We start from the raw sequence: 12,169 nt of genomic DNA, 5'->3' as shown, positions 1-12,169 counted from the left end.
CCGGATATTCCGAGGGGCTGCGAGGCGGCGACGCCGGCGTAGCGCTGCTCGACCTGCTCCCAGTCCGCCCGGCGAAGCCGCCAACCTCGCGACCTCGGTCTTCTCCGTGTGGGCTTCCGGGCCGGGGGCATGAAAAAACCCGCCGGGTGACGGCGGGTTGTTGGTGGGCGTACCAAGACTCGAACTTGGGACCTTCGAGTTATCAGCTCGACGCTCTAACCACCTGAGCTATACGCCCTTGCAAGGTTTGCGATCTGCCAGAACGGCAGCGCTGGGAAAGATTACCTCACCGCTTCGACGCTTGGCGAACAGGGGCCTGGGGAGAAGGGACCGCCGTCACTTGGACGCGAGGACGCCCGCGGCCTTCGGGCCGCGGGCGTCTCCGCCTTGCTTGCTAGTCGCGCTCGGCGAGGGTGACCTCGACGCCGCCGACCAGGTCGGCGCACACGTTGTAGATGAACGAGCCCAGGGTCGCCAGGGCGGTGAACAGGACCATGTTGACCACGCCGAGCAGGGCCGCGGCCCCGATGACGCCCTTCGCGGTGATCCTGAACTCCGTGGTGGTCGCCGCCGCCCCCGTATCGGTGTTGGCGGAGGTGCCCATGAGCATCTGGAGCATGTCGTTGACGGTGTCGAACACGCCCATCGCGTCGAGCGCGATGTACAGGACCGTGGTGGCCACGACCATGACGATGAACAGCACGATCGACACGGCGAACGCGAACTTCATCACCGACCACGGGTCGATGCGCTTGAGCCGGAGCCGGGCCCGGCGCGGGCCCCGCGCCGTCGCCTGGCTGACCGCGGCGCGCGCCGCGCGGACCGCGTCGGCGACCCGCGCCGAGGAGGCCACCCCGGCGGCCTGATGCGCTGCGGTGTTCCCCGTCGAGGACGGCGGCACCGCCTCAGGGCTCACCGGCGGCGGCGTCATCCCCGGGGGACGGCGCAGCGTCAGCGTCTGGTCGTGAGCGGGCGCTGCGGAGGACGAGGACGACTCGTCGTCGGCCTTCGGCTGCTCGGCCGCTTCAGGCGTCTCGGAGAACTCCGGGACGTCCTCTTCGCGCTCGGTCTCCGCGGCGGTGGCCTTCGCGTCGGTCATCTACTCGTCCTGCCCCTCATCGGGTTCCTCGGCGCTCCTGGTGATCGCGAGCAGCGAGACCTCTTCGGGCAGGTCGATCAGCTTGACGCCCATGGTGTTGCGGTCCGAAGTCTGACGGACCGGCTTGACCGGGGTCCTGATGACGCCTCCCTCCGAGGTGATCGCGAACAATTCGTCCTCCTGCGTCACCGACAGCGCCCCCACCAGATCGCCGCGGCGTTCCGTGATCTTAGCCGTCAGGACGCCCTTCCCGCCGCGGCCTTGCGGCGGATACGCGTCGACGGGAGTCCGCTTCGCGTAACCGCGGCTGGTCGCCACGAGGATGTCCATATTATCTCTCAACACGATCATCGTGAGCAATTCGTCGTCGCCGACGAACCGCATCCCGATCACGCCGCTGGTCGCGCGGCCCATCGGCCGCAGCGCCTCGTCGGTGGCCTGGAACCGGATCGACTGGGCCTTGCGCGAGATGAGCAGCAGGTCGTCCTCGGGCTCGACCAGTGAAGCGCCCACGAGCTCGTCGCCGTCGCGCAGGTTGATCGCCACGATGCCGCCGGTGCGCGGGGAGTCGAAGTCGGTGAGCTTGGACTTCTTGACCAGGCCGCCGCGGGTGGCCAGCACCAGGTACGGCACGACCTCGTAGTGGGCGAGCTGGATGACCTGCGCGATCGTCTCGTCGGGACCGAACGCGAGGATGTTCGCCACGTGCTGCCCGCGGGCCGTGCGGCTCGCCTCGGGCAGCTCGTACGCCTTCGCGCGGTACACGCGGCCCTTGTTCGTGAAGAACAGGATCCAGTCGTGCGTGGTGCACACGAAGAAGTGCGAGACGATGTCGTCCTGCTTGAGCTGCGCGCCCTGGACGCCCTTCCCGCCGCGCTTCTGGGAGCGGAACGAGTCGGTCTTGGTGCGCTTGACGTACCCGCCGCGGGTGATGGTGACCACCACGTCCTCGCGGGCGATGAGGTCCTCCATCGACACCTCGCCGGCGTCGGGCAGGATCTGCGTGCGCCGCTCGTCGCCCCAGCGGGCCACCACCGCGCCCAGCTCCTCGCGGACGATGAGCCGCTGGCGCTCGGGCTTGGCGAGGATGTCCGCGAAGTCGGCGATCTTGGCCTCGATCTCGGCCAGCTCGTCGATGATCCGCTGCCGCTCCAGGGCCGCGAGGCGGCGCAGCTGCATGTCGAGGATCGCCACGGCCTGGACCTCGTCCACGTCGAGCAGGCTCATCAGGCCGGTCTTGGACTCCTCGGCCGAAGGCGAGCGGCGGATGAGCGCGATCGTCTCGTCGAGCAGGTCGAGGGCCTTGGCCAGGCCGCGCAGGATGTGGGCGCGCTCCTCGGCCTTGCGCATCCGGTAGCGGGTGCGGCGGACGATCACTTCGATCTGGTGGGCCACGTAGTAGCGGACCATCTGGCCGATGTTGAGCGTGCGCGGCACCCCGTCGACCAGCGCGAGCATGTTCGCGCCGAACGTCTCCTGGAGCTGCGTGTGCTTGTACAGGTTGTTGAGCACGACCTTCGGCACCGCGTCGCGCTTGAGCACGATCACGATGCGCATGCCGGTGCGCCCGGAGGACTCGTCGCGGATGTCGGCGATCCCGCCGAGCTTGCCGTCCTTGACCAGGTCGGCGATGCGCTCGGCCAGGTTGTCGGGGTTGACCTGGTAGGGCAGTTCGGTGACGACCAGGCAGGCGCGGCCCTTGGCGTCCTCCTCGACCTCGACGACGGCGCGCATCTTGATCGAGCCGCGCCCGGTGCGGTAGGCGTCCTCGATGGGCGAGCGGCCCAGGATCGTGGCGCCGGTCGGGAAGTCGGGGCCGGTGATGATCCCGAGGATCGCTTCGAGCGCTTCCTCGTCGGTGGCCTCGTGGTTGTCCAGGCACCAGTCGACGGCCGCGGCGACCTCGCGCAGGTTGTGCGGCGGGATCTTGGTGGCCATGCCGACCGCGATGCCCTCCGAGCCGTTCATGAGCAGGTTCGGGATCCGCGAGGGCAGGATCGTCGGCTCGGTGGTCTTGCCGTCGTAGTTCGGCTCGAAGTCGACCGACTCCTCGTCGATGTCGCGCAGCATCTCCATCGCGAGCGGCTCGAGGCGCGACTCGGTGTAGCGGTGCGCGGCGGCCGGGTCGTTGCCCGGGGAGCCGAAGTTGCCCTGGCCGTCGATGAGCGGGTAGCGCAGGCTCCACGGCTGGGCCATGCGCACCAGCGAGTCGTAGATCGCGCCGTCGCCGTGCGGGTGGAACTGCCCCATGACGTCGCCGATGACGCGCGAGCACTTGACGTACCCGCGGTCGGGACGGTAGCCGCCGTCGTACATCGCGTACAGGATCTTGCGGTGGACCGGCTTGAGACCGTCGCGCACGTCGGGCAGCGCCCGGCCCACGATCACGCTCATCGCGTAGTCGAGGTAGGAGCGCGACATCTCCACTTCGATGCCGACCGGTTCGATGCGGCCGTGGCCCTCGGGGATCTCAAGCTGGTCTTGGTTGTTCTCAGGCACCAGTGCTTCCTTGCTGTATCAGACGAAGTCGTGTCGGGCCGTTGCGCTTAGATGTCCAAGAACCGGACGTCCTTGGCGTTCTCCTGGATGAAGCGGCGACGGCTCTCCACGTCCTCACCCATCAGGACGCTGAAGAGCTCGTCAGCGGTTGCCGCGTCGTCGAGCTGAACCTGGAGCAGGTTGCGCTGCGAGGGGTCCATGGTCGTCTCCCACAGTTCGGTGTAGTTCATCTCACCGAGACCCTTGTAGCGCTGCACGCCGTCCGAGCGCCGCGGGTCGGCCTTGCCCGAGGACACCCCGGCCTCGATGATCCGGTCGCGTTCGGCGTCCGAATACGCGTAGTCGACCAGGTCGCCCTTCTTGTTCCACTTGATCTTGTACAGAGGCGGCTGGCTCATGTACACGTGGCCCAGCTCGATGAGCGGCCGCATGAACCGGAACAGCAGCGTGAGCAGCAGCGTGTTGATGTGGTGGCCGTCGACGTCGGCGTCGGACATCAAGATGACCTTGTGGTAGCGCAGCTTCTCGGCGTCGAACTCCTCGTGGATGCCGGTGCCCAGGGCGGTGATCATGCCCTGGACCTCGTTGTTCTTGAGGATCTTGTCGAGGCGGGCCTTCTCCACGTTGAGGATCTTGCCGCGGATGGGCATGATCGCCTGCGTGCGGGGGTTGCGGCCCTGCTTGGCCGAGCCGCCGGCCGAGTCGCCCTCGACCACGAAGATCTCGCACTCCTCGGGGTTGGTCGACTGGCAGTCGGCGAGCTTGCCGGGCATCGAGGAGGTCTCCAGCAGGCTCTTGCGGCGCGCGAGCTTGCGGGCCTGCGCGGCGGCCTTGCGGGCGTTCGCGGCACTGGAGGCCTTCTGGACGATGACGCGCGCTTCCTTGGGGTGGCGGTCGAGCCAGTCGGGGAGCCACTCGTTGCACACGCGCTGCACGAAGCCCTTGATCTCGGTGTTGCCGAGCTTGGTCTTGGTCTGGCCCTCGAACTGCGGCTCGCGCAGCTTCAGGGAGATGATCGCGGCCAGGCCCTCGCGGATGTCGTCTCCGGAGAGGCGGTCCTTCTCGGACTTGATGATCTTCTTCTCCAGGCCGTACTTGTTGACCGCGTTGGTCAGCGCCGCCCGGAAGCCCTCCTCGTGGGTGCCGCCCTCGTGGGTGTTGACCGCGTTGGCGAAGGTGTAGACCGACTCGCCGTAGGACTCGTTCCACTGCATCGCGATCTCGACGGAGTGGTGCTCCTTGGTGTCCTCGGCCTGGAACGAGACCACCGTGGGGTGGATCGGGCTCTTGGAGGCGTTGAGGTGGCGCACGAAGTCGGCGATGCCCTCGTCGTACTTGAAGGTGACCGACCGGACGTTGCCCTCCTCATCGAGGTGGTCGGGGCGCTCGTCGCGGAAGGTCAGCGACAGGCCCTTGTTGAGGAAGGCCATCTCCTGGAGGCGGCGGTAGATCGTCTTGTAGTCCCACTCGACGGTCTCGAAGATCGTGTCGTCGGGCCAGAAGGTGAGGATCGTGCCGGTCGTGTCGGCCTTCTCGCCCTTCTCCAGCGGGCCGGGCTGGGCGTGCTTGTAGTCCTGGCGCCACACGTGGCCGTCGCGGCGGATCTCGACCGAGACGCGGGTGGACAGGGCGTTGACGACCGAGACGCCGACGCCGTGGAGACCGCCGGAAACGGCGTAGGTCTGGGAGTCGAACTTGCCGCCCGCGTGGAGGACCGTGAGGGCCACTTCGACACCGGGCTTCTTGAGCTTGGGGTGGAGGTCGACGGGGAAGCCGCGGCCGTTGTCGGTGACCGCGACGCCGCCGTCGGCGGTGAGGGCGACGAGGATCTCGTCGCAGTAGCCGGCGAGCGCCTCGTCGACGGAGTTGTTGACGATCTCCCAGATGAGGTGGTGCAGGCCGCGCTCGCCGGTCGAGCCGATGTACATGCCAGGGCGCTTCCTGACGGCCTCAAGGCCTTCGAGGACTTGCAGCGAACCGGCGCTGTAATCGTCCTGCTGCTTCGCCGCCACCGGCAACTCCTTCTGTCGTCGTACACGGTCAGTAGTGAGAAAGCTAGTCGATGCCTGTGACACTTTCAGCCGTCTGGGCGCGGACGCACCGGATGTCTGGTCCGTCCGGGCGAGAGGGTCGCGCCGGCGTCAGTGCCTGAGGTCGACCATGGAAGTGGCCGGGCGTCGGGAACGCCGGCCGCAACCGCATCTGTCAAGTCTACTGCGTCAGCGCCGCTGGTTCGGTGTCTGTGCGCCTCGTTGTCGTCACAGTCGCATCAGGGGGCTCGGACATGAACCCCCCTACGGGCCTAGGGGTGGACGGCTTCAGAATGTGTCACGGGAGCCATTAAACCGTACTCGCCTCGGGCCGAAGGAACGAGTCGGCTGGTTCGGTCCGGTGATCTTCAGGCGCTTGACCACGCTCGGGCCCAGCGCGGCGGCGAGCTTGCCGTGGATCTGGCGCGAGAACAGGCGCAGCTGGGTGGCCCAGGCGGTGGACTCGGCCACCACCAGGAGCTCGCCGTTCTCCAGCCGTTCGGGGCGGCAGTGGCTCGCGATGTCGGGGCCGACGATGGCCTCCCAGCGGCCGAACACCGAGGCGTCGGCGACTTTGCGGGTCCAGCCGTTCTTGCGCACGATCTGGGGGAGGAGGCTGCCGAGCAGTTCGGGGTCGCGCTTGTCGGGGCCGGGCCCGGACCACTCCTTGCGGAAGCGCGGGTCGTCGGATTTACCGCGCCTGCGGGGGCGGGGACGGTAGTCGTAGCCGCCGCCCGAACCGTTAAAGGACACGCTTGATCTCCCCTTCCCACACGTCGTAGCGGGCGCCGGTGAGCCTCGCGGGCACGTCGCCCGCGACCGCGCACGTGATGAGCGTCTGCGGTGCGGCTTCAGCGTACTCCGCGAGGCGTTCGCGCCTCGTGGCGTCGAGCTCGGCGAACACGTCGTCGAGGATGAGGATCGGGGCGGTGCCGTCCGATCGCAGGAGTTCGAACGCGCCCAAGCGAAGCGAGAGCGCCACCGACCAGGTCTCGCCGTGGGAGGCGTAGCCCTTGACCGGGAGCGAGCCGAGCATCAGGTCGAGGTCGTCGCGGTGGGGGCCGACGAGGGTCGAGCCGCGCTCGACCTCCTTGGAGCGGGCCGCGGCCAGCGCGGCGGCGAGGCGCGCGGTGAGCACGTCCCGGTCGGGGGTGAGGTCGGTACCGAGTTCGGACTCGTAGGCGAGGGCGACTTCGGAGCGGCCGTCGGCGATCTTGGCGTGGGCCTTGGCCACGGGTTCGGCGAGGTCCTCGAGGAGGGCGAGTCGACCTGCGAGGAGTTCGGCGCCGTGTTCGGCGAGGTGGGCGTCCCACGCGTCGAGGGTGGCCATCTCGGCGCCGCCGGGGCCGCGCCCGCCGGTCTTCTTGGCGAGGTAGGCGGTGCGCAGGAGGGTGTTGCGCTGCTTGAGGACCCGTTCGTAGTCGGCGCGGACGCCCGCGTAGCGGGGGAGGCGCGCGCACAGCAGCTCGTCGAGGTAGCGGCGGCGGGCGGCCGGTTCGCCGCGCACGAGCGCGAGGTCCTCGGGGGCGAAGGCGATGGCCTTGAGGGCGCCGATGATCTCGCGGGGGCGGGCGAGGGGGGTCTTGTTGAGGCGGGCCTTGTTGGAGCGGCCGGGGATGACGGCGAGCTCGGCGAGGAGGCGGCGGGAGTCGTGGACGATCTCGGCGCGGATGACGGCCTGCTCGCAGCCCTGGCGGACCAGGGGCGCGTCGGCCGAGACGCGGTGGGAGCGGAGGTTCGCGAGGTAGACGAGGGCCTCGACCAGGTTGGTCTTACCGTGTCCGTTGGGGCCCACCAGGATCGAGGGCCCCTCGTCGAACATGACCTGGGCGTGCGCGTAGGACCTGAAGTCGCTCAGTTGCAGCTGTCGTACACGCACGCCTCTATTGTGCCGCTCTGGATTATTCGGATTTCACGGCGTGGCCGCCGAACTGATTGCGCAGCGCCGCGACGGCCTTCATCGCCGGGGAGTCCTCCTGGCGGGAGGTGAAGCGGGCGAACAGGGACTCGGTGATCGCCGGGAGCGGGACCCGCAGGCGCACGGCCTCGTCCACGGTCCAGCGGCCCTCGCCGGAGTCCTCGACGTAGCCCTTGATGTGGGCCAGTTCGGGGTCCTCGTCCAGGGCCCGGTCCATGAGGTCGAGCAGCCAGGAGCGGATCACGGTGCCCGAGCGCCAGGACTTGAAGACCTCGGGGACGTTCTCGACGTACTCGCTGGCCTCCAGGAGCTCGTAACCCTCGGCGTAGGCCTGCATCATGGCGTACTCGATGCCGTTGTGGACCATCTTGGCGTAGTGGCCCGCGCCGACCCCGCCGGCGTGGACGAAGCCGAACTCGCCTTCGGGCTTGAGCGCGTCGAAGATCGGCTGGAGGCGGGCCACGTCGGCCTCGGATCCGCCGACCATGAGCGCGTAGCCCTCGGCGAGGCCCCAGACGCCGCCGGAGACCCCGGCGTCGACGTAGCCGATGCCGCGCTCGGCCAGGAGCGCGGCGTTGACCGCGTCGTCGGTGAAGCGGGAGTTGCCGCCGTCGACGACCACGTCCCCTTCCGACAGGAGGCCCGCCAGCTCGGTCACGGTGGACCTGGTGGGCTCTCCGGCGGGCACCATGACCCAGACGGCCCGCGGGCCCTCCAGCGCGGCCACGAGGTCTTCCAGAGAGCCGACGTCGGCCACGTCCGGGTTGCGGTCGTAGCCGACGACATGGTGTCCGGCCTTTTCGAGCCGCAACTTCATGTTGCCGCCCATCTTGCCGAGCCCGATCATGCCCAGTTGCATGTCGCGCCCCCTTTCACAAAGCGATCAGCGATGTTCCGTGCGCCAGGGTCGAACACGTCGTTGTGCGCCGGTCAGGCGTCCCAACGCAATGGTTGCAGCATGTACAGGAACACGTCGTGGTTTGTGTCCGAGTCCTCATCTTCGGGCGCGGGCTGCCCGGTCATCACGACCGGCTTGCCGAGCTCGTTCATCTTGAACGCGGTGTAGGGCGCGTCGACGGCGGCGAGCCCGTCGAGCAGGTAGGTCGGGTTGAACGCGATCTTCCCGGCCTCGCCGTCGAGCGCGCAGTCCATCGCCTCGGAGGCCTTGGCGTCCTCGTGGCCGCCGGCCTCGACGATCAGCCCGTCCTCGTCGAAGGAGAGGCGGATCGGGGAGTTGCGGTCGCCGACGAGCGCGACGCGGCGGGCCACCTCGATCAGCTCGGAGGTCTTGACGCGCAACGTGGTCGCGTACGAGGTCGCCAGAAGGCTCCGCAGCGGCGGCAGCTGGCCGTCGAGGACGCGGGAGGTGGTCTGGCGACCGCCGGAGATGAACCCGATCATCCCGGGCGCGCCCTCGGTGCCCGCCGGGACGGCGATCGTGACCGGACCCGAGAGCGACCCGAAGGTGCGGGCGGTGTCGGCGAGGGCCTTGGCGGGCACCAAGACCGTGACATCCACGTCGGCGACGCCGGGCTCCCAGGTGGTGTCGCGGATGGCCATGCGGTAGCGGTCGGTCGCCAGCATGCCGATGCCGCGATCGGAGAGCTCGACCTGGACGCCGGTCATCGTCGGCAGGGTCTCGTCCTTGCCCGCGGCGACGGCGGTCTGGGCCACGGCCTTGGCGAACTCCTCGGCGTCGATCGTGCCGATCGCCTCGGGCATCTGCGGCAGGCTCGGGTAGTCCTCCAACGGCATGGTCGGCAGGGTGAAACGCGCCGAGCCGCACGTGAGCTCGGCGTGGGGGCCGTCGACCACGAAGTCGACCGGCTTGTGGGGGAGGGCCTTGACGATCTCGGCGAGGAGCTTGCCCGAGACCAGGGCGGTCCCGGCCGACTCGCCGGTGACCTCCACGGTGACCCGGGTGGAGATCTCGTAGTCGAAACCGGAGATGGTCAGGCTGCCCTCGTCGACCGACAGGCGCGCGCCCGCGAGGACGGGCACCGACGGGCGGGCCGGGAGGCTCTTGGCGGTCCACGAGACCGCGTCGGCGAACGTGTCTCGGTCAACTTGGAACTTCATGGGTCGCTCCTTCTTGATGAAGCTCGGTTGTTCACAGCGCTATTACTAATGAACTCTCTATAGATATAACTGTCGTCGTAGTCGTCGGTGCTGTGGAAACTGTGGAAAAGCCGCCTTTTCGCAGCTCAACTGCGATATGGGGTTGTGGACGACCTGTGGAGAACCTGTGGATGAATCAGGAGCTTATCCACAGCCCCCGACATCCACCGAGTTTTCCACATCTCATCCACAGGGTTGTCCACAGCTTTTCCACAGGTTATGCACAGGTTTCTCCACAGGAAAAAGCCGAGCCGAAATCACGCCCGCGGCTGTTTTCCACACGTCGTCCACAGGCTTTCCACAGAAATGCGGGTTTATCCACAGCTTTTCCACAGAGTTGTCCACAGGCCCACTCAATCGCCCGTGTGTTTCAAACGATTGGTCAATTCCGCGATCTGGTTGTACAAGGCCCGACGCTCGGCCATTTGCTTGCGGATCTTCTTGTTCGCGTGCATCACCGTGGTGTGGTCCCTGCCCCCGAAGGCCTGGCCGATCCGCGGCAGCGACAGATCCGTCATCTCCCGGCACAGGTACATCGCGACCTGACGGGCGTTCACCAGCACCCGCGAGCGCGAGTTCCCCTTGAGGTCCCCGGCCTGCACCCCGAAGTAGTCCGCGGTGGCCTGCATGATCTGGTCCACCGTCAGCTCGGTGCTCTTGCCCGACTCGGGGATCAGGTCGTGCAGGACCTCCTCGGCCAGACCCAGGTCGACGGGCTTGCGGTTGAGGCTCGCGTACGCGGTGACGCGGATGAGCGCGCCCTCCAACTCGCGGATCGAATGGTGGATCTGCGTCGCGATGAACTCCACCGCGTCGGTCGGCACGTTCAGGTCGTCCTGCACCGCCTTCTTGCGCAGGATCGCGATCCGCGTCTCCAGGTCCGGCGGCTGGATGTCCGCCAACAGCCCCCACTCGAAGCGGGTGCGCAGCCGGTCCTCGAGCGTCTGGAGCTGCTTGGGCGAGCGGTCCGAGGAGATCACCAGCTGCTTGTTCGCGTTGTGCAGCGTGTTGAAGGTGTGGAAGAACTCCTCCTGCGTGCGCTCGCGGTCCATCAGGAACTGGATGTCGTCGATCAGGAGGATGTCCACGTCCCGGTAGCGGCGCTGGAACGCCTGCTGCCTGCGGTCCGACAGCGAGTTGATGAAGTCGTTCGTGAACTCCTCGGTCGTCACATAGCGAACCGACTGCGCCGTGCCCAGATCGTGCGCGTAATGACCCACCGCGTGCAGCAGGTGCGTCTTGCCCAGACCCGAACCGCCGTAGATGAACAGCGGATTGTAGGCCTTCGCCGGAGCCTCGGCCACCGCGAACGCCGCCGCGTGGGCGAACCGGTTCGAGGAACCGATCACGAACGTGTCGAAGTTGTACCGCGGGTTGAGCCGCCCCACCCCGTCCACGGCCTTCACCGGCGCCGAGTCCTGCCCCGGCTTGGTGATCCCGCCCCGACGCGCCGGATCCGGGTCGTCCGAAGGCGGCGGCGCGACCGGCGGGGCCGCACCGTTCTCCTTCGCGCCCATCTCCCCGCGGCGCGCGGCCGTCTCCGACAGCACCCGCTCCAACTCGTCGGCCGGCGGCTCCGGGGTGTGGTCCTCCCAATGCTGGGGCTCGGCCGGACGCGTCGCCTGATGCGGAATCGGCGACGGCGGCGAGGGCTCGGGCGCAGGGGCCTGCGGCGCGCGCTCGGGCGCCCGCTCGGCCTCCCCGTGCCGGAACGCCGCCGTGTCGAACAGGCTCGGCGGATTCTGCGACGGGACCGGACGCCGGGTCCGGTACGTCTCCTCCGACTCCACGTCCTTAGGCGGCGTGGGCGCGGGCTCCTCGCGGGGCGGGGACGGCTCGACGCGAGGGGCGGGCGGCGAGGGCACCGGCTCAGGCGGGGCCTCGAACGAGGCCAGACGCGCGAACACGATCGTGTCGTCCTCGGCCGCGGGGGCCGAGGGAGCGGGCTCGGACTGCTTCTCCTGCAACGTGACCGCGATCTGGGTCGGCTGCCCCAAGTGCTTCGACAGCGCCTCGCTGATCGGCACCCGCAGCTTCGACTCGAACGCCGAACGCGCGAACTTGTCCGGGGCCTCGATGATGAAGGTCCCCGCCACCGCCAGCATCGGCCGCGTCAGGCGCATCCACGCCGCCTGCTGGCGGGTCAGCGCCGACGCGTCGGCCAGCTCGGCGGTCACCGCCGACCAGACCGCCGACAGATCTTGGTCGGTCACCTTCGCCATCCCTCTGCTTGGTCGTCTGTCCTCGAACGGGCGTTTTCGCGAAGTTCGGAGACCGCACCAGGTAGGCTCCAACGCAGGCGTTCCGCACCGCCGCACCCGGTCGTCCCCAGTGCGATCCAGCAAGTTTTCCACAGGTTATCCACAGGCCTTCACCTGGCCTGTGCACATGCGCGCCTTGTGACAATGTTTCCTGAATCACGGTCATGACCAGCGTTTTCTTGTGAGTTCCCCGACGAAGCCCAACGGGGGCCGCCGAAGTCGTCCACCGATCGAGCGAAGTTAT

The 12,169-nt window shown here is 68.2% G+C and carries 7 protein-coding genes, 1 tRNA gene and 1 pseudogene; all 9 read right to left on the bottom strand.

Translation table 11 applies throughout. The annotated features are described in order from the left end of the window. Positions 1–161: 161 nt before the first annotated feature. The 9 genes and pseudogenes from AB0B28_RS15680 to dnaA all read right to left on the bottom strand — a co-directional run bounded on the left by AB0B28_RS15680 (position 162) and on the right by dnaA (position 11,886). A tRNA-Ile gene (locus tag AB0B28_RS15680) sits at positions 162–238 on the bottom strand. A 156-nt stretch (positions 239–394) separates the two neighbouring features. Further along, positions 395–844: pseudogene (locus AB0B28_RS15675) on the bottom strand (DUF3566 domain-containing protein); the annotation flags it as partial. Positions 845–1,099: 255 nt separating this feature from the next. Further along, complete coding sequence (gyrA, locus tag AB0B28_RS15670; protein ID WP_360121321.1) at positions 1,100–3,598, bottom strand: DNA gyrase subunit A; 2,499 nt, start codon at positions 3,596–3,598, stop codon at positions 1,100–1,102. Between the two features lie 47 nt (positions 3,599–3,645). Then, entirely contained in the window at positions 3,646–5,610 is a 1,965-nt protein-coding gene (gyrB, locus tag AB0B28_RS15665) for a DNA topoisomerase (ATP-hydrolyzing) subunit B (RefSeq protein WP_360121319.1), read from the bottom strand. Positions 5,611–5,916: 306 nt separating this feature from the next. Then, positions 5,917–6,381: a DciA family protein gene (locus AB0B28_RS15660; RefSeq protein ID WP_360121317.1), complete on the bottom strand. Its 465-nt coding sequence runs from the start codon at positions 6,379–6,381 to the stop codon at positions 5,917–5,919. Next, complete coding sequence (gene recF / locus AB0B28_RS15655; protein WP_360121315.1) at positions 6,371–7,507, bottom strand: DNA replication/repair protein RecF; 1,137 nt, start codon at positions 7,505–7,507, stop codon at positions 6,371–6,373. The genes AB0B28_RS15660 and recF overlap by 11 nt, the downstream gene beginning before the upstream one ends. A gap of 22 nt (positions 7,508–7,529) precedes the next feature. Further along, positions 7,530–8,405 carry a phosphogluconate dehydrogenase (NAD(+)-dependent, decarboxylating) gene (gene gnd / locus AB0B28_RS15650; RefSeq protein ID WP_360121313.1) on the bottom strand — a complete coding sequence of 292 codons (876 nt, stop codon included), beginning with the start codon at positions 8,403–8,405 and terminating at the stop codon, positions 7,530–7,532. A 71-nt stretch (positions 8,406–8,476) separates the two neighbouring features. Beyond that, positions 8,477–9,625 (bottom strand): DNA polymerase III subunit beta, encoded by a 1,149-nt coding sequence (gene dnaN, locus AB0B28_RS15645; RefSeq protein WP_360121311.1) that lies wholly within the window; start codon positions 9,623–9,625, stop codon positions 8,477–8,479. Positions 9,626–10,017: 392 nt separating this feature from the next. Continuing rightward, positions 10,018–11,886, bottom strand: coding sequence for a chromosomal replication initiator protein DnaA (gene dnaA / locus AB0B28_RS15640; protein ID WP_360121309.1), 1,869 nt, complete (start codon positions 11,884–11,886; stop codon positions 10,018–10,020). Between the last annotated feature and the right edge of the window lie 283 nt (positions 11,887–12,169).

Origin of the sequence: Glycomyces sp. NPDC046736 (assembly GCF_040645615.1) — a bacterium.
In the GTDB taxonomy this organism is placed as follows: Bacteria; Actinomycetota; Actinomycetes; order Mycobacteriales; family Micromonosporaceae; genus Glycomyces.
Note: the sequence above shows the minus strand (reverse complement) of the source record. Positions and strands in the feature narration are given on the sequence as shown.

Bases quoted from the DNA above. Each gene is read 5' to 3' on its own strand.
- gnd (WP_360121313.1), bottom strand. From the start codon at position 8,405: ATGCAACTGGGCATGATCGGGCTCGGCAAGATGGGCGGCAACATGAAG.
- dnaN (WP_360121311.1), bottom strand. From the start codon at position 9,625: ATGAAGTTCCAAGTTGACCGAGACACGTTCGCCGACGCGGTCTCGTGG.
- dnaA (WP_360121309.1), bottom strand. From the start codon at position 11,886: ATGGCGAAGGTGACCGACCAAGATCTGTCGGCGGTCTGGTCGGCGGTG.